The organism is Amycolatopsis sp. FDAARGOS 1241 (genome assembly GCF_016889705.1).
In the GTDB taxonomy this organism is placed as follows: Bacteria; Actinomycetota; Actinomycetes; order Mycobacteriales; family Pseudonocardiaceae; genus Amycolatopsis.
Map to the genome: position 1 here is coordinate 5,086,641 of NZ_CP069526.1, position 21,555 is coordinate 5,108,195.

Here is a 21,555-nt window from a genome sequence, read left to right on the forward strand (position 1 = left end):
GGCGTGAAGCGCTGGTCGCCGAACGCGGGCCACGTCGAGACGTCCCTTCTGGACGTTATCGTCCACAAACGGCAGGGCCGCTCACGCGGTCCGCAGCCGAACGAGAAAGGTGGACACACATCATGATCACAAGAGGCTTCGTCGGGCGCCAGCGCTCCGGCCGGGATCCGCGGCTGCCACCAGGTCAGTACGACGCGGGTAGCGAATGGCCGGTGCTGCACGCGGAAGCGACGCCGTCGATCAGCACCGACGAGTGGACTTTCACCATCGACGGCCTCGTCGACAAGCCCACCAGCTGGACCTGGGACGAGATCCACGCCCTCGAACCGGACCGGTACGAGGGCGCCATCCACTGCGTCACGACGTGGTCGAAGTTCGACATGACCTTCGACGGGGTCTCCATCGACACGCTGCTCGAGCTCACCGGGGTGAGCGATGACGCGGCGTACGTGCTGGCGCGCTCGCACACCGGCTACACGACCAACCTGCCGATCGAGGACTTGGTCGACGGCCGGGCCTGGGTGGTGTGGGACGTCAACGGCGCACCGCTGGACGACATCCACGGTGGCCCGGCCCGGCTGCTGGTGCCACACCTGTACTTCTGGAAGAGCGCCAAGTGGGTGTCCGGGCTGAAGTTCATGGCCGAGGACGAGCAGGGCTTCTGGGAGCGAAACGGCTACCACGACCACGGTGACCCGTGGCTCGAGCAGCGTTACCAGGGGGACTGATGCCGGCCTCTTCTTCCTGGCAGACCGGCGTCGTGACGGCGATCGGCCCGGAGACGCCACACGCGAAGACTTTCCGGCTGCGGCTGGCCGAACCCCGGACACACCGGGCCGGCCAGTTCTACGTCGTCCGGCTGACCGCACCGGACGGCTACCACGCCCAGCGGGCGCGACGGGTGTGAAGGAGAAGTTCGCGGATCTCGCCCAGTGCGAGACTCCGCTCGTCGTCGGCCGGTTCGTCGGCTGTCACGACGCGGCTCCACCTCGTGGCTTCGCACAGGTTCGTACCGAGCTGGTCATTGTTTTCGCTGTGCGCCGGGGAGATGTGGGCCAGGACCTCGTCGTCGATGCGGCGCCCAGCCGCGCGCATGTGCTCGACAGCAAGGGCGTAGTACTCGGTCGTCCTGACCGGGCCGCGACGAACGTCACGTCCGCCGGGGCCCGGGTGAAGAACCGGAACAAGTCCTCCCGGCCGATCTCAGGGAACCGCCGCAGCCCGTCCAGCTCTTCGTCCGTGAACATCGGAGCCACCGCCGGCAACCTCCCACCAAAACCCCAAGGTGCCCTGGCCGGGCGCCTACCCAGCCATAGCGGCCCCAAATTCCCGGTTACTACGGGCGACCCCGGGTGGCCGACGCCGACCGGGCGGCGTGTCATCGTCGGGTGCCGTTATCGCGGTGGGGCGGTGGTTATCGGCGCGGTGTCGGTAAGAACTGCTGTCTGTGCGGCGCGAACCAGCCAGTGCGTGTCCGATCGAGGACGGGTGCCCTGGCGTTCCCTGGAGGTTTGGCTGTTGGTGGGGAGAGCACAGGGATGCCCGACGGGTGCTCGTGGACTTGTCGCTGATGCGTGATCGGTCGCCTGCTCGAGCGGGCGAGGGTCGTGTCTGTGGCCATCACGGCCGTGAACCAGCAATGTCTGTTATGGATCCGTCCGCCGTTGGCGGGTGGGAGAGGAGTTCGCCGGTGTTTGGGAAACGTTATGCCGCGGCGATGATCGCCCGGAGTGCCGAGAACGTGCGGGACCGTCGCCGTTTCTTGCAAGCGGCGGGGATGGCCGGCTTGGGTGTCGTCGGTGCCGGAGCGCTGGGCGGGCTCGGCGCAAGACCTGCCGCCGCGGCGACCGCTACGGCTGCAGCAGGTGCGGTCAGCGACAGCGCGGTGCTCAACTTCGCCCTCAACCTCGAATACCTCGAGGCCGAGTTCTACTTGCACGCCGTCACCGGCCAGGGACTTGCTGACTCGATGACCACCGGCACCGGGACCCGCGGCGGTGTCACGGGTGGTCGCGCGGTCAAGTTCACGACCGCGACGACCCGCCAGTTCGCCCAGGAGATCGCGTCGGACGAGAAGGCCCACGTCCAGTTCCTGCGGACCGCGCTGGGTTCCGCGGCGGTGAGCCGCCCGCCGATCGATCTGCAGTCCAGCTTCACCGCCGCCGCCCAGGCCGCCGGTCTGGTCAAGCCCGGCCACAGTTTCGACGCCTTCGCCTGTGAAGAGAACTTCCTGCTCGCCGCGTTCCTCTTCGAAGACGTCGGCGTCACCGCGTTCAAGGGCGCCGCGCCCCTGATCAGCAACAAGACCTATCTCGAAGCCGCCGCCGGGATCCTCGCGGTCGAGGCGTACCACGCGGCTGGTATCCGCAGCGCGCTTTACCAGCATCGCGGCAGCCTCACGGGTTCAGGCCACCTCGGCCACGACCTGAAGGAAGCCAGTGTCAAGCTGTCCAACGCCCGTGACAGCCTCGACGGTTCGGTCGACGACGACCAGGGTGTCGTCGACAGCCGGGGCAATGTCAACATCGTCCCGGCCGATGCCAACGGCATCGCCTACAGTCGCTCGCCCGGCCAGGTGCTCAACATCGTCTACCTCACGCCAAAAGCAGCGACCTCAGGCGGGTTCTTCCCCAAGGGCCTGAACGGCGAGGTCAACACCAGCGCCGCCAACGGCTGATCCACCACCCCAAGACGGGCGCCGGAGCGCCTTGAACATCGCCCCGGCGCCCGTCGACTGTCATGGCATGGGAATTGCTCGGCAGGCCGCTGAGAACTTGCGTGCGCGCGGCCGCCGACGGACTCCTTTCGTCTCGCGAACGGGATTCACACCTCGCCTTCTCATGCCGGTCACTGCGTGAGGGGGTGGGCGACGTCTCGCTCGCGCCTCATGACAGGCCCGGACGTCCGTTACGCTCCGCGAGCGCGGCCTTCAGCTGCCTTCTCGAGGCAATGCCCAGCTTTCCGAAGATCTTGCCCATGTGCCATTCGACCGTGCGTGCGCTGAGGAACAGCTGCGCAGCGATGCCGGAGTTGGTGTGTCCTTCCGCCGCCAGTTGCGCGATGGTGGTTTCCTGTCCGGTCAGCTGGTGCGCCGCCGACGCCCGGGGTGCTTGCACGACTACCCCAGCAGCAACGAGCTCCCGCCGGGCGCGTTCAGCGAACCCCTCAGCCCCCACACGCCGAAACGTGTCACGGGCCTGCCGCAGCTGCTCGGCTGCTTCACCCTGGCGACGTTCCCGGCGCAGCCATTCGCCGTAGAGTAGCTGAGCCCTGGCCTGCAGCACGCCGACTTTGCTGCGCTCGAGGTGCCCGATCGCGGCCCGGTAGAGCCCGTCGGCCTCGGCTCCCTGAGCCACCAAGGCGCGCGAGCGGGCCACCACCCCGAGAGCCATCTCCGTCCCCGCCGCATCGGCACGCTCGGCCAGCTTCCCCGTCGCCTCCATGGCGATAGCGGTCTCACCACAACGGGCCGCCGCTTCGACACGTTCACCCAACCCGTAGCCGTACATGCCGATGTCGTCGTGCTCCACCGCCCAATCAGTCGCGGCCAGCGCCTCACGATACTGCCCCAAGCTGTTGTGCAACACGGCCGCGGCATACTGCACGATCGGGATCACCCGGCCCTCACCGCGCACCGTGGCGCTGTGCAGACTCGTCCGGACCAGATGCAGCGCACGCTCCTCCTGGCCCCGATAGGCCGCCAGCACCGGCTCGATGTACAGCGGCGGCGGAGCTCCGGTGGCCTGGCTGATCGCGCCGGACTCTTCGAGCAGCGCGGCCGCCTCGTCGAAGCGGCCCGCGTGCACGCACACGCCGGCGCGGTAGGCGAGCGCGACCGGCAGCAGTGTCAGCACACCCTGCTCGCGCAGGACCTGCACCTGCCGGGCAGCCAGGTCGTCCCACGACTGCTGGTCCCACAGGTCCAGCGCGATCCGGCCGACGAGCCCGTACCAGCGCAGTCCCGCAACCCCGGCGTCGGAGTCGCGCAGGAACTGCCGCACGGCCCTCATCAGCGCGGGCGCCGCGGCCGCGTAGCCCTCGGTGAACCGCAGCACGAGCCCGTCGAGCAGCAGGTCGACCGCGCGCGGCGGATCGGGTGCCGGTGGGGCCGACCGCGCGGCGCGCGCCATCCCGGCCGGTGCGCTGTCCTCGGCCCACACGAGACGCCCCGCGAACACCGCCGCCATCAACGCTTCGAGGTAGGTCTCCCGGGCGAGCGGCGGGTCGAGCTCACGCAAGTGCTCGGCGGCCGCGAGCAGCAGCGCGGGGGCGTCGCGGCCGCGGTGCATCGCGAACGCGATCTGCGAGCGCAGCAACTCGGTCTGGGCCTGGCGCATGAGGTCCGGCGGCGCAGCCTGCGCATACGCGAGCAGCGCCAGCGCCGCGTCCGGAGCCCCGGCGTCGAGCTTCGCTCGTGCCGCGGCCAAAGCGCGCCGGGCGCGCTCGACGGGATCCGGGGTCAGCTCGGCCGCATCAGCCAGAAATGCCGACGCCGCGGCCACTCCGCCGCGAGCTCGTGCACGCTCGGCCACCCGTTCCAGCTCGGCCGCGATCGCCTCGTCGGGACCCGTCGCCGCCCGACCGCGCTGCCACGCACGGTGCTCCACGTCGACGGGATCGATCGCGTCGGCAAGCGCCTCGTGCACACGCCGGCGGTCGGCGCTGCCGCCCGCCTCGTAGACGGCGGACCGAATCAGCGGGTGGCGGAACCGTACTCGACCCCCGACGGTGATCAGCTCGGCCGTTTCCGCCGGTGCCGCGGCCGCTTCCGGTATACCGAGGAGTGCGGCGGCACGCCAGAGCACCGCCGTCTCCCCCACCGGGTCGGCGGCGGCGATGAGCAAGAGAAGCCGAGTGTCCGCCGGCAATGCGGACACTCGGGCAGCGAAGCTGCGTTCGATGCGGCGCGACAGCGGCCGTCCGTGACCAGCCACCCCGAAACCCCCGGTGAACGCGGGCAGGTTCGCCATGCGCGGGAATTCCCGCAATGCCAGCGGGTTGCCTCGCGCCTCGGCGAGGATGCGTTCACGCACCCGTTCGTCCATCGGGCCGGGCATCGTCGTTGCCAACAGGGTCCGTGAATCACTGTCGTCAAGCCCGGTGATGCTCAGCTCGGGCAGCCGCTCCAGACCCGCCACATCCGGATTCTGCTCGCCCTCACGGACGGCGAAGACCATCGCCACAGGGTCCGCCCGCAGGCGGCGCGCGACGATCGACAGCGTCTGCACCGACGCGCTGTCGAGCCACTGCGCGTCGTCGATCACGCACACCAGCGGATGCTTGGCAGCAGCATCCGTGAGCAAGGTCAGCACGGCCAGCCCGACGAGAAACCGGTCCGGTGGCGGGCCCTCCGCCAGCGCGAGCGCCGTTTTCAGCGCCGCGGATTGCGGAGGCGGCAGACGATCGAGCCGGTCCAGGAGCGGCGCACACACCTGGTGCACGCCGGCGAAGGCCAACTCCGCTTCCGATTCCGCGCCGCCGACATTGATGACCTGCAGATCATCGGCCTGCGCGACCGCGTGATCCAGCAACGCAGTCTTGCCGATCCCCGCCTCCCCGCGCACCACCAGCACAGCGCTGCGCCCCCGCCGTGCCTCGCCCAGCACCCCGCCCAGCACCTCGAGCTCACGGCGCCGACCGAACAGGCCCGGAGCGGGATCGTCACCGCCGTTCACCGCATCTCCGATCGGTCGAGGCCGCAAAACAAACCAGGTCGAGTCTTGCTTCTGCCGCCCTCATTCCGCACATATCGAACAACTTTTCCCAAATCAGACAAAGACAGCAAACTATTCAACGGAGAACCCACGAGTTTCATTGCAAGAGACCTCACACCCAGCGCAAGGTGAGCGAGTGCCGTTCAATCCTCGATATCGAACATCGGCCCGCGGACCAGCTCAGCGGCCACTTCAGCAAACCTGTCGCCATGACGGTTACGCCGGAAATCGCTAGCACTCCAAGATTCAACGCCTGGGCGTCGAGTCACGTCCTGGTCGGCACCGGCGCGCGGAGGTGCGTCTCTTCAAAGCTGCATCTCGTAGCCGGCCAATGTGGTCTATGCGGTCCAGTTCACCCTCAAGCCGTAGCGCCATGCCCAAGTCGTGTGACGTCGACCCTGCACGCAGGGTGGTTGCCGCCGTCACGACACGCCTTGCACAGCTCCCAGACACCCTCGACGCATACCCCCTCTGGTTACCCGACATACCAGAAGGCTAGTTGCTGCCAGCGCAGAGCGCACCGTAGCTCAGTGTGATTATGGACTATTTCGTCCACTATCTCGGCAACTCGGGCGATGACTGCGCGGCTGCCAGGAACGACCGGACGTGGTCGATCGCATGTCGAGCGTGAGCGTCATCGGCTCCGTCAGGTGGGCAGCCTGCGTAAGCAGCGCATCTACCCTGCGACGCTTCGACGAGAAAGGTCGCGACCTTCGTCAGGCACCATCGGGGCCACTCCCTCGGCTGGAAGCCTTTCCCAGAGCTGGGAGCACTTCGCGAGCATCGAGATTCAGTCCGCAGCCAGCGCCGGCCCGATTCCGGAGCTGGGTTTCGGGTTGGTCGCGGCCGTCGATGATGGCGCCGTCGACGGCGGCGGTGAGGGAGACCAGCGCCCGGGCGAAGTCGGTGATCGTGGTGCGCGGGTCGGAGTTGTCCGCACCAGCGCTGCGCGTGACAAACTGTGTCCCCTCGGCGCCGACCGTCCCCGATCCGAGTTCCGCGACGGGTTTCCACCTGGCCACACCTCGGGCGCGGAGTAGCCCGTACCGGTGGAGCGCATGAGTGCACATCGTCGTTGACAGCGATGAGGTCTGCCTTGCCGTCTCCGGTCGCGTCCGCCGCCAGCGTCGCCTTCTCACCGCGGAGGGTGTCCGGGCCCCACGTTGTCAACGGGTTCAGCATCTTCGTGCCGTCCGAGACGGCCGCCAAAGCGGGTGCCCCGCGACCAAGCCGATCACGTCGGTGTCCCGTCGCCCTCCAGGTCCACCGGCAGACTCCTTGGTTGCCGGCGATGGTGTTGTTCAGCCACTGCGTGCCCGGCTCGAACCGTGCCACGCCGTCGTACGGGTCGATGATCGACCTCGCTGCGAACATGCCCTGTATGTGCGGGCTCAAAGACGCCCACGGCCGGACCGTGCTGGCATCCGCGCGGCTGTCGTTGTCCACGTCGCCGAGGAAGTACCCGTAGTACGGGCTGTCGTCGAGGCTATTCGTGCACAGGTTCCCATCCTGCTGCCGCTGGAAGCCCGACCCGGTCGACAGCTCCACGTAGCACTCGTTCAGGTACCTGCTGAAGCCGGCGAGGTCGTCCTTGCCGTCGCCGCTGACATCCCCGCCTGACCGCGACCTGCGCGGTGAACGCTCCAGTCGACCACAGCTCCGGTACGCCAGACTCCTCCCGCCGGCGTGGTGACGGTCAAGGACACCAGACCGCTCACACCGGCCATTACAACAGCTGTTCAGGTCGCGCGAGCAGCCGGGAAAGGTTACTGCGGTACGCCGCAGCGGGATGACGCGCCGGCTCGAGCCGATCGACCGAGTGCCCGAGTTGCGCGACGGGTCGGTGCCCTTCCGCTTCAACCTGCACGCGCTGTCTTCTGCCACGACGCAGTGGGGATCGAGCAGGAGCTCCACGCCAAGCTGTAAGCCCGGCGGCTCAACCGGCGGCGGGAGTACTCCCCGTGCACCCAGGCGGAGGTCAAGGTAGCTGGGAACTTGTCCGCGTGGAGCTGGTGATCGAGATGCCGCGACTGGTGTAGGCGGCGACGGCGCCGGGCAGCACGTTAGTGGCGACCAGGCGAGACCTCCTGCCGGAGGGCAGGTAGGTGGGGCTGGGTGCTCCCGCTCCTGCCGCGGCAGTGGGCGTCGGGCGGCAGGAGCAGGAGGCACCTGAACCCGTCCCGCGCTGCTGTGGGGGCGGGGCGCAGCGGGACGGGGTGGTTTGAGGCCGGCGCGGAGGTCGCCTCTCGGCGAGTGGCGCGACCCGGGGCCGAAGGCTCGGCGGTCCGGGAGGGCGGTGGGTGGAGCCCGGGGACACCACCGCACCGGCAACCACTGGCAACGCCGCCCGCCCCTGGATATTCCACAGTGGACGTGGCGAGGTGCTCCCACCCCGGGCACCGCCGTCACCATGGGGTTCTCGGGCATCTCGCGGAAGACTCAGCCCCTGACCAGGGGTCCCCGTAGTACCAGCCGGCATCGCGCGGATATGCCTGATCAGCAGTGACCAGTCGCCGCGGCGCCCCGGACGTAACCTCTCGTGCGCATCCCGGCTAGGCGGCACGCCGTGGCCCGGCAACCGCCTCCGCGTACCGCCGGTCGAGCTGGTGCAACCGGATGTGCCGGAGCGCTTCACCGAACGTGCAGGCGTTGTACCAGAACCAGCCACACCCGTCGCACTGGCAGTGCCAGCGGTCGCAGCGGCCGCAGTACTTGTTGCTGGCGTGGTGGTGGTTGTTCATGACGTCGCTTCTTCCGGGCTGAACGGGACTCGTCCAGTCTGGCGCGCCGACGGTACCCGCGTCGTCACGGCGAGCGGGCATTTCCCAGGCCCCGGTGCCAGGAGCCCGCTCTACCGGCTGACCGGTAGCAGCCCCCAGCACTGCCGGTCTGCTCCGCGAACGAGAGGACCGACTCGATCCTCCTGCCACCCGCAGGGCGGACTGCTCAGCGGCTATCACGGCGGAAATTCCACGAGGTATCCGGAACCCCTGGGAGATGCTCGAGCAGCCGGGGCGGACGAACGGCGGGACGCTGACCTGGGCCGCAAGCGACAGTGACCAAAACAGCGCTAAGCCTCAACCCTACCGGCCTGGGCCTGGTCGGCACGTGACGACTGAGCCCGTCGTCACGTGCCTCCGTGGGCCCGCCCGGCCCTTCGTGGAAGTGGGCCACACTTGTCCAGCGACAAGCACCTACTTTGCGGCTCGGGTCAAGCTTCGGGAGTTCCGGGCCGATGAGCAGCACGGCCTGGCCCGCGAGTTCCCGCTTCGCCCGCTCGCCTCCGCCTCGGTCTCAGGTCGGCAGTTCCGTGCCGGTCCGTTCGGCGACCATGTACTCGGCGTACCAGTCGGGCCAGTTCACGTCGCGCTCGCCGGTGCGCTTCTCGTGCTCACCGTGGGCGGCCTCCGCCCGGCGCAGCGCGGCGGCCAGGTCGCCGGCCGAGGAGAACGTCGCCTCCGCCGGGTCCACCCGCCCCGGCAGGCGGCTCGTGATCTCCCGCAGCAGCCACTGGTTGCCGTCCGGATCGGCGAACGTCGTGCGTGACCGGTACGTCCCCCGGTCCGGATCGAGGCCGGCCTCGCGCCCACCGGGTCCGTCGTGGAAGATCTCCCCCACCTCGACCCCGGCGGCCAGCAGCGCGTCCCGCGCCGCCACGATGTCCGCGACGACCAGGTACCCCTTGGCCGAGCCGGGCTCGGCGTCCGTCAGCCCCTCCCCGAACTGCACCGAACACGCCGACCCGGGCGGCGTGAACTGCACGACCCCGGGCGGGGTCGGGTCCAGCCGCCACCCGAGCCGCTCGTAGAACTCCTTCGCGCGCTCCACGTCGCCGACGGGAAGCACCAGCACCTCGACCTTCATGTCGATGCGCCGCACGTCCTCAGTGGTCATCCATCCTCCCGGTGAGACAAGCGCCCACAGTAGCCGCCAACCACGCGACTGCCGACACATGCTCGACCCGGCTGCCCTATAGAGGAGTTTCGCAGCAGTGGCCGGCGCCGAGGCAGGACTGCGGTCAAACGGAAGCCGTAGGGCCGATCAGGAGATTCGGCGGGCCCCTTCGGTGTGGGTGTCGAGCGGGTAGAGCCCTCGCCCGCAACGCATCCGCGAGGCGGCACGTGCCACCGTCCAGCCCAGGGTGAGGTGCGGTCACCGGGCAAACCCGGCCACCACCCAGCTGAACCGCCCCAAGCAGGGCCATCCCCTGCGGGTCGACATCAGTCCGCACCCGAAACCCTGAACCGGACTACAGAGTCCAATCCTTAGGTCTACAGTTTCGCCAGGAGATCACCGTGACCGACGACAGGAGTAACGAGATGACCGACGCGACCGTTCGCAACCGGCGGGCCGACAGCTCAGCCAACGAGAACCTCGCCAAACTGGCTCGCCACGGCGCTGACAGCTTCGGTTACCAAGCCGAGTTGCGCATCGACCGCAGGCTTGCCGAGCTCCTGCGCCTGAGGGTTTCTCAGCTCAACAACTGCGTCTATTGCCTGAACCTCCACTACGAGGCAGCACGCGCCGCCGGCATCCCCCGACTGGTCATCGACACCTTGACGGCCTGGTGGGAAACCGACTTCCACGACGACGCGGCCCGCGCCGCCCTCGCCTACACCGAGGCGCTCACACGCGTCGCGGACGCGACCATCGCCGACGGTTTCGGTGCCCGGCACGACACTCTCGCCGAACATTTTTCGCCCGAGGAGATCCTCGAGATCATCGGGATCGTCATCAACATGAACGTGTGGACCCGGCTCAAACTGGCCGAAGGAGCCGTTCCGCACCTGACCGGGCAAGCGAACTAGCGCTCTCACCATAGTCGCCAACTCCGTCGCGCCGGCGACGCCGGCATCGCGCCACCTCGCACAGGTCGCTACCTTCGGCCATTGGTCCCTGGCGACCTTCGACGAGTCCGCATCGCCGGGGCATCCCGCGTGAACGCCATGGCTCCCACCGGCACCAGGACGACCCGTTCGAAAAGGTCTTTCCCCCAGACGAGTTTGACGGCGCGATGGACCAGTTGGGCGGACTGCACCCGAACACCTCACCAGCGCACCACCGACGGCCGGTCAACGCCAGAATCGCGGCTGAAGCCATGGTCATCGCTTAGCGCTGGATTTCGTCCCGATGTTCCTCAGACGCCGCTACGTCGTGAGCCGGTGACGCACACATCCCGGTGGTCCTGCCCGCTGGTCGGAGTGGCCTTGCATTTGGGGCGCCGCGATGTAGCCGCTCCCTGGCTGTCAACGGCGAGGCTCCTCTACGTCGGATGCGAGCTCCGTCGTGTGAGATAGGGCGATCCGACGGCAGCATCCCCAGATCCACTGTGGAACGTCCAGGGGCGGGCGGCGTTGCCAGTGATTGCCGGTGCGGTGTGTCCCGGGCTCCACCCACCGCCCTCCCGGACCGCCGAGCCTTCGGCCCCGGGTCGCGCCACTCGCCGAGAGACGACCCCCGCCCCGGCCTCAAACCACCCCGTCCCGCTGCGCCCCGCCCCCACAGCAGCGCGGGACGGACTCAGGTGCCACCTGCTCCTGCCGCCGGACGCCCACTGCCGCGGCAGGAGCAGGGGGCACCCAACCCCACCACGAAAGAACCCCCGCTCACACCCACCGGTCCCCATCAGCACGGCGCGCAGGGCGTGCTCGATACCAACAACATCGTCAGCACGCCGTGGCTGCTGCACCACGCCTGGTCCGGCAGCGAGCTGGTGATGCCGGACAACGTCGGACGACGTCCGCCGCCTCGATGCAGGACGTGCTGGCCGGCGCGACGGGCGGGGCGTCGGTCAACTCTCAGAAGTCCGTACGCGCGATGTCGTCGAGGACCGACGGTCCTGTGGGAGACCAGCCCAGGACACGCCGTGCCGTGTCGCCCGAAGCCTGCTGGTCAAGGAGAAGGGCCTGGCCGAGCTGGCCGAGCCGGTCGAGCGTCTGCGGGACGGGTTCGGGCTCGACGCGTCCGGCCAGGCCGATTGAGCGGCTTACCGCTTCGGTGATCTCCCGTACGGTCGGGTTCGCGCCGCTGGCGCCGATGAAGTACGAACCGCGCGGGGCCTTTGCCACCGCGAGCACGTATAGCTCGGCCAGGTCGTCCACGTGCACGGTGCTCCAGTGCTGGTGACCGGGACCGATCATGGTGAGCGCCGGGGTGTTGCCGGCGGTTCGAGGACCGGCGGCGGCGAGGTTCAGCAAACCGCCGCCGTGGCCGTACACCACTGCCGGTGCGATGACCGAGGTCCGGACGCTCTGCGCGGCGCGCACGAGCTTGCCGAGCGGCACCCGCCAGGCGATCAGCCGCGGGGCGTTCATGCCGGTCGCCTCGGTGATCCCCGAGCCGCTGCCGTGCAGCCAGACACCGGTGGTGTACACGAACGGCCGGTTGGTGTTCCGCAGCGCGCGCAGGAAGCTGGTGACGGCCACCTCTTCGACGGTCGCGCTGGTCTCATCGCCCGGCGACGCCAAGTGGATCACACCGTCGCTCGCAGCCGCGAGTCCCTCCAACGCGTCACGGTCTGCCAGGTCGGCAACCGCGGGCTCGGCGCCCTTGGCCCGCACCAACTCGGCCTTCTCGGCAGAGCGGGCCAAGGCAGTGACCTGGTGGCCGCTGGACACGAGCCGATCGAGCACCGCGGCTCCGATGTAGCCGGTGCCACCAGTGAGCAGTACGTGCATGATCCTCCTCGTTTGCCGAAGTTTGGGTGCGGGTCGCCGTAATACTCGCCGAAAATCGGGCGACTTTGCCTGACCAGCAGTGATCAGTCGTTGGCGGCGCGGTGGTCGGCGACCGGTGGGTGAACGCCTACGCCGCGCCTGGACCGAACCTTCCGCGCGGAAGCAACCGGGATCAGGAGACCGCGGCCGGTCTGGACGACCGGGTCCACCGGCCCCACGGCTCCCGTGTAACCTTTCACCAGACGACGCGGGGTGGAGCAGCTCGGTAGCTCGCTGGGCTCATAACCCAGAGGTCGCAGGTTCAAATCCTGTCCCCGCTACCGCAAAAGGCCCGGTTCGCACATGGTGCGGGCCGGGCGTTTTTGTGCGCGACCAGAAGAAACTCCGACCGCAAGGACGCGCTCACCGATACATGCGTACCTGCCTGCCGGGCAGCTCCGGCGGCCCTGGAGCTGCGCCGATGCCGGGCGGGTGCCCGAGAGCTGAGCCACGCGGGCTTTTCCCCGCGGGCAGCTCAGCGCGTGGTGCCGGTCAGGCGGTCGGGAAGGTCTCCGTCACAGGGATGCCCGTCTTGAGGGTCCGGCTGACCGTGCACAAGCGGTCGATCGCGCGGTCCACCGCCGTGGCGAGGGCTTCCCGCTGATCGGCGTCGAGAGAGGACACGTCGACACCGAAGACGACGTGCACCGCGTCCAGTTCGGAGGCTCCTTCGCGACGATCGGCGGTCAGGAACACCGTGAATTTCGAGTCGTCACCGACGCGGCGGGTGATCAGGTGTTCCGCGGTGACCGCGGAGCAACCCGCGGCCGCGATCTGCAGCAGTTCAGCCGGGGAGAACGCACCCTCGGAATCCTTGTGGCCGATACGCACCTCGGCACCGCGCTCGTTGCGCCCGACGAAATCGTGTTCGCCTTCGCGCTGCACTTCCAGGGTCATCGACCGCTCCTCCTGACGTTGTCCCTCTCGATAACCACCCGTGCCACACCGGTGTTCCGGGATGCGCCGCACGGCACTGGAACAATCAGGCCGGGTGCTGCGCCAGCACCGTGATCGTGCCTGCTGACCTCGGCGAAACCCGCGTCGCGGACGGCGTTCACGTGGTCGCCGTGCCAGCCGGCCTCGGCCGGCCGGCAGGCAACCGTCTGACGTCCACTCCGCGGACCCGACGCCGGCGCGCGGGCCGCGCTGGACGATGCCGGGGCACCGTGGCCGGTGCTCAGCCGTACGCGCCGATCGCGCCGGTACGACACAACCTCTCGAATGTCGTCAGTGGTGACGATCCGCACCATGGTCGCGCCAACCTCAGCCCGGGCGACTTGCAAGGACCATGCCCGCAGTCCACGCACCGGTTCGTGCCAGAACCACTGGCCTTCGGTGAGATCCTCCGCGGCCACGGTCGACTCCTGAATGTCCACCTCCGACAGCGTCGCGGCGGCCATCGACCTTACCGGCCAGCCGATTACGGCAACCCAGCAGGTCCTCGCCGAGGACGTGTCGCGGCGAACGCGGGGAAGCAAACGGTGCCACTGGGATCGCCGCACTGCCGCTCGAGGTGGTGGTGGCCCTCCGTCGCACCAGCTCGTTGCCGATCGGCACTGCCCTCACCACGCTGTTCGGTAGACGTCATCTTGCCGTAGCCCGCAGCTGCTGATCGCAGCCAGCGCCGGCTTCGATGCCAGCGCCGCCTTCGTCGCCGCGCCGCGTCCTACCGCCACCAGGGATGAACCGAGCTCGCACAGTCTCGCAAACGCGTTCGCCGAACAGGCGGGGCACCGGTCATCTCGGCGTCACCGAACCCCGTCCCAGAGGCGACTGGAGCGCTCAGGCCGTGAAGGCGGCTCGGGCCGGCAACCGGTACTGCCAGAGCCGCGTATTCGATCGGCGTGTATTCAACTCCGACGGACGGTCATGACCATGTGGAGCGTGCTGACGAAACAGCTTCATACGCACCGCTGCCTTGCTGCTGCGGGCTCCACGACCGTGCTTGCAGCCGGGCTGTCTCCGCTGTGGCTTGATGGAGAGGCCCGGGTGCGCCGCGGCAGTGGGCTGGCGCCTTCGGCACAGTGTTGTGCAGAGAAGGGTGATCGCGAGCCAGAGCAGGCTCGGGCTCGTCGTCGGCACGATCGAGTGCTCCTCCTCGGGGGAGACGTACCGGCTGATGAGAGAGATCGGATCCGAGCCCCCGAGGACGTCAGGATCACGAGCTACAGCGCACTGCACGTGTTCTCGCCTCGGGTCGAAGGCTTCGTGCATCAGAACGGCGGCACCGTCACAGGGAGCATCGCGTCCGACGATCTCGGCCCGCACAGCGGCGCCGCTGGCGCCGCGTTGGACAAGGCACCCCTGAGCAGGTTCGGCCCGACGATACCCTCGAAATCGGCGGACCGAGGTGGTACCAAGCCGAAGGTACCGTCTGCGCGTGACGAGGGTGCCGAGGGCATCAACTTCAGCCGCCGGAGCGGCGCGACTGCTGGTGAGCCGTGCGTGGTCGCCGGCGGCGTCGCGGCTCTGGGGCAGCTGACCGAACGGATCCAGGTCGAACGGCCGGTCGTCGAGCCCCCGCGACCGCCGGTGTGTTCACCGACCTCGGCCCCGACCGGCGCGCCGCGCTGTGGGCGGCCAGCGCCGCCGCTTCGACCCGTGCCGAGCACCTGCCCGGCCTCGCGATCGGCCACGATGCCCCCCGCCCTGCCCGGCATGACGACCTTCGAACTCGCCTCGGCCGACCTGTGGGCCACCGGGATCACCGCCGACCGCCACCCCATCGAATTCCTGCGCGCCCACCTCGACCACCTCGGTGCCCTCCCCGCCGGGCAACTGCTCGACGTCGCCGACGGCACCCGGATCAAGGTCGGCGGCGCCGCCACCCACAAACAACGCCCGGCCACCGCCGGCGACATCACCTTCCTCAACCTCGAAGACGAAACCGGCATTGGCCAACGTGATCGTCTCGATCGGGCTCTGCCGCTGGCACCGCCAGGTGTGGCTGACCAGCCCGGCGCTGCTCGTGCGCGGCATCGCTCAGGTCGGGCAGGGCACGGTGTCGCTGGTGGCTGACCGGGTCACGCCGCTCGGCCTCAAGAGCCTCGCGGCCACATCCCGTGACTTCAGGTAGGTCACATGAGCCCTGGGATGTGGGTGTTGTGCACCTGTTGCGCCGGCTAGCGACCCGCGCTCGGATTCGCGCCGGTCGGCCGGTCAGATGGTGTGGCGGTGTGGCGAGCGCGGGCCAGCACCAGCCCGCCGAGGACCATGGCCATGAGCCCCACCAGCACGGCCAAGGCGCCACCGATCACGCCGTTGCCGGTGCCGGGACCCCCGTCGGCGACGGCCAGGTTCAGCGCGCCGCCGACCACGGCGATCAGCCCGGATGCCAGGGCCGCCACGGCTCCCCTTCTCCCGCTGTTGCCGATACGACGGATGGCACGGGACAGCGCCACTGCGCCGACGACCGCGCCGGCCAACCCCAGTAGCGCGGCCGAAGTGGCCCAAAATCGTGCGGCGGTCAGGGTGTAGGCGCCGACGCCGGCCGCCTGAACCACGTCGTGCGCGGCCTCCGGGGCGGCAATCCCAAAACTTCCCGGCAGGCCGGCGGCTGCGGCGGCGAGCAGGTGAGGCACGGACATGAGCAGCTCCTTCTCGTCGTGCGACTGGATGTCACTGATCATGTCCGCTGGACCCGTCGCCGGTCGTCGAGCGGACGCAGGCAATTCGCGCTACCGCCGATGCTGCAGCCGGCTGCCGCGGACACCGCAGGAGCGGCGAAAGCACTGCGTGCGCGGTAGGTGGCCGATCATCCGTGCGGAGGAGTCGCCCCTCGCGAACATCCGGTTAGGGTGCACGCATGGGTAGGGGGCGCCTCCGTGTCATCGACTGGACGATCGCCGTCGGCGTGGCGGCGTCCCTGCTGGTCGCTGGCCTGTCCGAGCACCACCCCGCCACGAATCTCGACCCGCTGGGTTACGCGTTGTTGGTAGCCGGCGGTCTGGCGCTGGCCGGGCGCCGCGGGGCTCCGGTGACCGTGTTGGCCGTGACCGGATTGTGCGCGCTCGGCTACCTAGCAGTTGGTTTCGACGTGCCTGTCGTCGCGTATCTGTTCGCGGTGTACGCCGCCGTGCGGGCGGGACACCGCATCGTCACGGTGGCGGCCTCAGTGATCATGGTCGCTGCACTCCCGTTCGCAGTCCTGGTCTCCCTGCACGACCTGGGCGCGGCACTCGCGCGAGGCCGAGGCGCCCTCGAGCTGGCTTGGCTGATCGCCGCCGGCGCGGCGGGTGAGGCCCTGCGACAGGCTGAGCGCCGGGCGGCTGAGGCCGAGCGCACCCGCGAGGAGACCGCACGTCGCCGTGCCGACGAGGAGCGGCTGCACATCGCGCGGGAGCTGCACGATTCGCTCACCCACCAGATCTCGGTGATCAAGGTGCAGGCTGAAGCCGCCGTCCACGTGGCCGGCAAGCGAGGGGAACAGGTGCCCGAGGCGCTGCTGGCGATCCGGGACGCCGGTCGTGAGGCGGCCCGGGAACTGCGCGCGACCCTGGAGGCACTGCGTGATGACGACAAGACCGCGCCTCGCGGGCTCGACCACGTTCCGGACCTGGTGCACCAGGCCCGCACGGCCGGCCTGGACGCCACGCTGACGATCGAGGGACACCGACACGACGTGCCGGTCGCGGTGGAGCGGACCGCGTACCGGATCGTGCAGGAGTCGCTGACCAACATCGCCCGGCACGCCGCCGCCGCCACCGCGTCGATCCGAATCGACTACCGGCCCGATGCCCTCGCCATCCGTGTCGATGATGACGGTAACGCCACCCCGGACGCCGCTCCGGCCCCCGGTGTCGGGCTGCTCGGAATGCGTGAACGAGTCACCGTCCTCGGAGGTCATCTGCGGACGGCCCCTCGCAGCGAGGGTGGCTTCACCGTCCAAGCCGAACTTCCCCTGGATCAACCCTCATGATCCGCGTCCTATTGGTCGATGACCAGCCGCTCATTCGCAGCGGGTTCCGCGCGCTGCTTGACGTCGAGAACGACATCGACGTGGTCGCCGAGGCGGCCGACGGCAGCGAAGGCTTGACACTGGCCCGGGAACACCTACCCGACGTCGCGCTCATCGACATTCAGATGCCGGTCATCGACGGCATCGAAGCGACCCGGCGCATCGCCGCGGACCCCGCCCTCGCGCAGGTGCACGTCGTGATTTTGACCAACTACGGCCTGGACGAATACGTCTTCAACGCGCTGCGCGCCGGCGCGGCCGGCTTCCTCGTCAAAGACATCCTGCCCGAAGACTTCCTGCACGCCATCCGCGTCGCCGCGCGCGGCGACGCCCTGCTCGCACCATCGATCACCCGCAAGCTCATCAACAGATACGTCAGCCAGCCGGGCAACACCGGCACCGGGACGGGGCTGAAAGAGCTGACCAACCGCGAACGCGAGGCCGTCGCCCTGGTCGCACAAGGCCTGTCCAACGACCAGATCGCCGACCACATGGTGATCAGCCCGACAACCGCAAAAACCCACATCAACCGAGCCATGACCAAGCTTCACGCCCGCGACCGCGCCCAGCTCGTCGTCCTCGCCTACGAATCCGGTCTGGTAACCCCGCGCAACTCCTGACATCCACAGCACCGGACGCAGACCACCGTCTCGAAGCTGGCCTTCGTCACTGAGCGGCGCGTCACGCCGTAGTCCGGTCAACGGTGTGGCGTCGGCACCGCCAGACCTGGCTCACCATCCAGGGCCTGCTGGGTGCGTGGCATCGCCCAGGTCGGGCAGGAACCGTATCCCTTCGCCGATCAAGTCACCGCGCTCGACCTCAAGAGCCTCGCGACCGCGTCGAGGGACTTCCGTTTGACCGCGCGGCCACCAGCGGAGGACATGCTGAGGCCGCGGGGCCAGTGTGTGCCCGGAGGAATGTCCTGTCCAGGAAGGAGCGCCGACCGTGAGACTCACGTCAGATCCCGTGTACGGAGAGGTGGACATCACCGCGACCGCGAAAGAACTGGAGTACTTGGCACGCGTGATCGCCGAAGGGGCCGGGTTCATCAGCGCCGCACCCACGTCCCCGCCCCTCGGCCACGCCCTGACGGGAATCGAAGTCAGGAACGCACCCGCTCCGGCGTCCACATCCCCCTCGAGAACCAGACGGAGACCCTGGTGATCAGCGGCGAAGCCGATGCCAGGACCACCCTGGCCAAAATGTGCACGCCATGGCCACGACCGATGACGGCGGCCACCTTCACGTCGACCACTTTCCCGGGCACCCCTACCTTTTGGAAGGCTCCCTGCCGTTGGTGATCAACAGCCCCGCACGGACGAACCGGTGAACCACTTCTCCGCCGGTTGTGGGGCGACCGCATCGAAGAGGCCGGGCCCGCAACCACTTCCCGACGTCACGGAGCTGGCTGGTCGGCACCCGGACCGTCCCGATGCGACGGGGGCTTGAGCTCAGACGCTGACCGGCCGCCACCGTGGCCAGCGCCGTTTTGTCGTAGTGCCCGGCCACCCGGGCGTAGAGCTCGTCGGGGACTCGCTCCCCACGCGTCGAGGGCCGCAGCACTGCCTCCACCAGCGTGAGCGCTGCGGCAGCACGGAATCGACCCTGATCACGTCCTCACCTGTGTCGTGCGCCAGCCCGGGGGCTACAGCATGGACCTGCGGCTGCTGCGCGAAGGCTCGATCGACGCCGCGTTTCTGGGCAGCACGCTTTCACCCGAGCAAGTGGCCGAGGAAGAGGGCTTTCGCGTGCTGGCGTGGGTCGGCGACCACTTCCGGATCCCGACCGTCGGCGGCGCCGTCGACCCGGCGCATCACTCCCCCAACAGCCCCGCCGTGCAGGGCTTGGTGCGCGCCGACCGCCGCGCACTTTCGACGATCGTCGAACGGCCGGGCCTGGCCGTCGACTACCTTGCCGGGTTCCTGAGCCGGCTCACCCGCGAGGAAGCCGTGCCCCACTTCGACAAGTACATCGGCCCGTACTTCTCCGCCGACGGCCACGTCGACCTCGCCGTCGCCGACGCCACCGTGGCGGCGGTCGCGGCCGAGCCCGGCGTCGCCGCGCAGCCGGCAGAGAAGATTTCCCTCACCTGAGGCGCGGCTACTGGCCGGATCGTCCCGCGCGCCGGCCCGTTGGCGCCGCGCGGGGCGATCAGCAACACGCCGAAGTTTCGCGGGTGGCGCACGCCACAGCGGACGGACGGCGTGCGCCGCCCGTCCGACGGCTCACCAGTCCGGGTCACCGGTGGGCATGACTCGCTCCTTCCACTCAGTGGATCTGCTGCCTCGGCCACGAGCTGCTGATCGAGGTCGACCGGTGGGCGTCATGGTCGGATCTGCTCACGCACGCCGGTCGGAAGACACATCCGGATCCGCGTTTGCGGTGCGACCGCTACGCCACGATCCTCGCGCAGGCCTGCAACTTCGGGCTGACCGCGAAGGCCGAGGTGTGCAGCGTCTCCTACGACACCTTGGCCTGGACCCGCTCGTGTCAGGCCCCGGACTGAGGTCTGTCGATGCCGACCGGGACACTTCCGCTCATGCGCACCTTCCACGATGCCGATCTTCCTGCCAAGTGGTCGACCGCCGAGCTCGCCGACCGGCTCCACCACGACCAGCCGGAGACCGACGCCTTCGTGCTGCGGATCCTGGCCGCCCGCATCGCCACCGCCGGCGCGGACAACACCGACCCGCGCACCACGATGGTCGACCTCGCCCGCGCCTTGGACTCCCTCACCACCGCCGTTACCGCCCTCATCGCCCCGCACCTCGACGACGCGGGCGAGCAGAGCGCCGCCGACTACACCACCACGATCGCCGACCTGCACGCCGCCACCCGCGGCGTGGACAACCTCACCGACTGGTTCTGACCCGCCGGCCAACCGTTGTTTTTCGGCATCTGCTACCGCAACGCCTCATTCCGGTATCGAAGAAGTGGTTCCCGCCTCGATAGTCGGTGCCGTTTGAACGACGACTGTCCAGAGACAGCGACCGGACGCCGGGCACCCGGCCGGCGGGTAGCCCGGCGTCCTACCTGTTCAACGAGCGGTGGACACGTGATTCGCCCCCACGCGGGCTGTTACAGCCAACGCCGCGAAAGCTTCGTTCGTCATCGGGGCATCCTCGCTCAGGGCAGGTGTGCGGCCAGGTTCAGCACGCGCGTGGTCTGCATCGCGGAGAAGTTGTCGTCGCTGATCAGGCTCACGCCGGTCAGGCCTGGGCCGGTTCCGGTGACGGCCATGCCTTCGTAATTGTCGAGCAGGGGGTTGGCCTGGGCCTCTTTCGCAGGGGCGCCCAGTGTGGGGCAGTTCACCAGATCGGCCAGGTGCTGCTTGGCAACGACGTCGGCGCGCGGCGCGTCGGAAAGGTTGGGCACGGCACTGACATCGGCCGCTTTCCTGAGACCGGTCACGGTGAAAAGGTCGACACTGTTGCCGGCGGTGCTGTCGAAGGCGGCCTCCTCGACCAGGATCGCGTCGTCGCGGTATGCGGCGACTTCGGGGATGCGCATACCCGGCTCGGCCCGGTAGCCGACCTGCTTGGTGAGGTGCCAGTGTCCGGTGCCGTCGTCGGTGTACACCAGAAACCGGTGCAGGGAGGCGTCGCCGGATGCGGAGACGTCGCCGGAAAGTGCGTCCTCCATCGAAGCGATGATCTCCCGCCCGGACGGCGAGATGGTCAGTCCTTCAAAGGTGGCGTTGGAGGTGGCCTCACCGTCGGGTGTGGTACCGGTGACCGCGAACCGCGCGGGAACCGGCATCGACACCTTCTGTACACCGTCGCGGCCGAAGATCCGGATCGACGGCTCGATCTCCGAGCTGACCACGTAGTCGCCGTCCGGCAGCACAGCGAGCCTCTCGTTGTCCGAGTCGGTCCCGGTGTACGGCGTACCGTCCGGCTTCCTGAGCACCAACGGGCCACCAACCGGCGTCGGGTCTCCGAGGTTGCGGAAGAACCAGATGCGTGCTGGATCACTGGCGTGATTGTCCACAGTGGACGACCAGGAATGTGACCGGACGTCGAAGGCCAGCGAGGACAAGCCACCGACTTCGGCACCATTGACCACACGCTTGTCCAGGGCGTCGCTGAAACCGAGCGCGGAGACCTGCGGGGAGCAGCGTGGGCCGGTTCCCGGCCCGTCGGCAGCACCCACCGCGGTAGCAGAGGCG

19 protein-coding genes and 1 tRNA gene are annotated in these 21,555 nt (G+C 68.9%); 12 read left to right on the forward strand and 8 right to left on the reverse strand.

Annotated elements, in window-relative coordinates:
* Positions 1-122 precede the first annotated feature (122 nt).
* From I6J71_RS24965 to I6J71_RS24975, 3 genes are all read left to right on the forward strand, one after another.
* Positions 123-728, forward strand: a complete 606-nt coding sequence (locus I6J71_RS24965) for a sulfite oxidase-like oxidoreductase (protein WP_204089077.1) — start codon at positions 123-125, stop codon at positions 726-728.
* Entirely contained in the window at positions 728-907 is a 180-nt protein-coding gene (locus I6J71_RS24970) for a hypothetical protein (protein ID WP_204089078.1), read from the forward strand. The genes I6J71_RS24965 and I6J71_RS24970 overlap by 1 nt, the downstream gene beginning before the upstream one ends.
* Positions 908-1,690: 783 nt before the next feature.
* Entirely contained in the window at positions 1,691-2,677 is a 987-nt protein-coding gene (locus I6J71_RS24975; RefSeq protein WP_204097232.1) for a ferritin-like domain-containing protein, read from the forward strand.
* A 208-nt stretch (positions 2,678-2,885) separates the two neighbouring features.
* Here the strand turns inward: I6J71_RS24975 and I6J71_RS24980 are convergent, their stop codons facing one another.
* Entirely contained in the window at positions 2,886-5,675 is a 2,790-nt protein-coding gene (locus I6J71_RS24980; RefSeq protein ID WP_204089079.1) for an AAA family ATPase, read from the reverse strand.
* A 1,330-nt stretch (positions 5,676-7,005) separates the two neighbouring features.
* Between I6J71_RS24980 and I6J71_RS24985 the strand changes: the two genes are divergently transcribed.
* Complete coding sequence (locus tag I6J71_RS24985; protein WP_204089080.1) at positions 7,006-7,182, forward strand: hypothetical protein; 177 nt, start codon at positions 7,006-7,008, stop codon at positions 7,180-7,182.
* A gap of 1,084 nt (positions 7,183-8,266) precedes the next feature.
* Here the strand turns inward: I6J71_RS24985 and I6J71_RS24990 are convergent.
* Positions 8,267-8,455: a hypothetical protein gene (locus I6J71_RS24990; RefSeq protein WP_204089081.1), complete on the reverse strand. Its 189-nt coding sequence runs from the start codon at positions 8,453-8,455 to the stop codon at positions 8,267-8,269.
* 553 nt (positions 8,456-9,008) lie between these two features.
* Positions 9,009-9,608 carry a VOC family protein gene (locus tag I6J71_RS24995; protein WP_239153895.1) on the reverse strand — a complete coding sequence of 200 codons (600 nt, stop codon included), beginning with the start codon at positions 9,606-9,608 and terminating at the stop codon, positions 9,009-9,011.
* A gap of 401 nt (positions 9,609-10,009) precedes the next feature.
* Here I6J71_RS24995 and I6J71_RS25000 point away from each other — a divergent pair, with 401 nt between their 5' ends.
* On the forward strand, positions 10,010-10,522 hold the full coding sequence (locus tag I6J71_RS25000) for a carboxymuconolactone decarboxylase family protein (protein WP_204089082.1): 513 nt from the start codon (positions 10,010-10,012) through the stop codon (positions 10,520-10,522).
* A gap of 990 nt (positions 10,523-11,512) precedes the next feature.
* Here the strand turns inward: I6J71_RS25000 and I6J71_RS25005 are convergent.
* Positions 11,513-12,391, reverse strand: coding sequence for an NAD-dependent epimerase/dehydratase family protein (locus tag I6J71_RS25005; protein ID WP_204089083.1), 879 nt, complete (start codon positions 12,389-12,391; stop codon positions 11,513-11,515).
* A gap of 246 nt (positions 12,392-12,637) precedes the next feature.
* Between I6J71_RS25005 and I6J71_RS25010 the strand changes: the two genes are divergently transcribed.
* Positions 12,638-12,711, forward strand: a tRNA-Met gene (locus tag I6J71_RS25010).
* 211 nt (positions 12,712-12,922) lie between these two features.
* On the opposite strand, the gene I6J71_RS25015 is transcribed toward I6J71_RS25010, so the two are convergent.
* Together I6J71_RS25015 and I6J71_RS48800 are read right to left on the reverse strand one after the other, a co-directional pair.
* Positions 12,923-13,327 (reverse strand): OsmC family protein, encoded by a 405-nt coding sequence (locus I6J71_RS25015; RefSeq protein WP_204089084.1) that lies wholly within the window; start codon positions 13,325-13,327, stop codon positions 12,923-12,925.
* Entirely contained in the window at positions 13,324-13,830 is a 507-nt protein-coding gene (locus I6J71_RS48800; RefSeq protein WP_239153896.1) for a hypothetical protein, read from the reverse strand. Before I6J71_RS48800 ends, I6J71_RS25015 begins: the two co-directional genes overlap by 4 nt.
* 475 nt (positions 13,831-14,305) lie before the next feature.
* Between I6J71_RS48800 and I6J71_RS25025 the strand changes: the two genes are divergently transcribed.
* Entirely contained in the window at positions 14,306-15,448 is a 1,143-nt protein-coding gene (locus I6J71_RS25025; protein ID WP_204089085.1) for a hypothetical protein, read from the forward strand.
* Positions 15,449-15,552: 104 nt separating this feature from the next.
* On the opposite strand, the gene I6J71_RS25030 is transcribed toward I6J71_RS25025, so the two are convergent.
* Positions 15,553-16,059, reverse strand: coding sequence for a DUF6223 family protein (locus I6J71_RS25030; protein ID WP_239153897.1), 507 nt, complete (start codon positions 16,057-16,059; stop codon positions 15,553-15,555).
* A 176-nt stretch (positions 16,060-16,235) separates the two neighbouring features.
* Here I6J71_RS25030 and I6J71_RS25035 point away from each other — a divergent pair, with 176 nt between their 5' ends.
* The 5 genes from I6J71_RS25035 to I6J71_RS25055 all read left to right on the forward strand — a co-directional run bounded on the left by I6J71_RS25035 (position 16,236) and on the right by I6J71_RS25055 (position 20,256).
* Positions 16,236-17,348, forward strand: a complete 1,113-nt coding sequence (locus I6J71_RS25035; RefSeq protein WP_204089086.1) for a sensor histidine kinase — start codon at positions 16,236-16,238, stop codon at positions 17,346-17,348.
* Positions 17,345-18,007 carry a response regulator transcription factor gene (locus tag I6J71_RS25040; protein WP_204089087.1) on the forward strand — a complete coding sequence of 221 codons (663 nt, stop codon included), beginning with the start codon at positions 17,345-17,347 and terminating at the stop codon, positions 18,005-18,007. Before I6J71_RS25035 ends, I6J71_RS25040 begins: the two co-directional genes overlap by 4 nt.
* A 1,008-nt stretch (positions 18,008-19,015) precedes the next feature.
* Complete coding sequence (locus tag I6J71_RS25045) at positions 19,016-19,480, forward strand: hypothetical protein (RefSeq protein WP_204089088.1); 465 nt, start codon at positions 19,016-19,018, stop codon at positions 19,478-19,480.
* 242 nt (positions 19,481-19,722) lie between these two features.
* Positions 19,723-19,893 carry a transposase gene (locus tag I6J71_RS25050; protein ID WP_239155426.1) on the forward strand — a complete coding sequence of 57 codons (171 nt, stop codon included), beginning with the start codon at positions 19,723-19,725 and terminating at the stop codon, positions 19,891-19,893.
* Between the two features lie 33 nt (positions 19,894-19,926).
* The gene (locus tag I6J71_RS25055; protein WP_204089089.1) at positions 19,927-20,256 is read left to right on the forward strand and encodes a hypothetical protein; all 330 of its coding nucleotides are present in this window, start codon (positions 19,927-19,929) and stop codon (positions 20,254-20,256) included.
* Positions 20,257-20,513: 257 nt separating this feature from the next.
* Here the strand turns inward: I6J71_RS25055 and I6J71_RS25060 are convergent, their stop codons facing one another.
* Positions 20,514-21,539 carry an esterase-like activity of phytase family protein gene (locus I6J71_RS25060; protein WP_204089090.1) on the reverse strand — a complete coding sequence of 342 codons (1,026 nt, stop codon included), beginning with the start codon at positions 21,537-21,539 and terminating at the stop codon, positions 20,514-20,516.
* Positions 21,540-21,555: the final 16 nt, after the last annotated feature.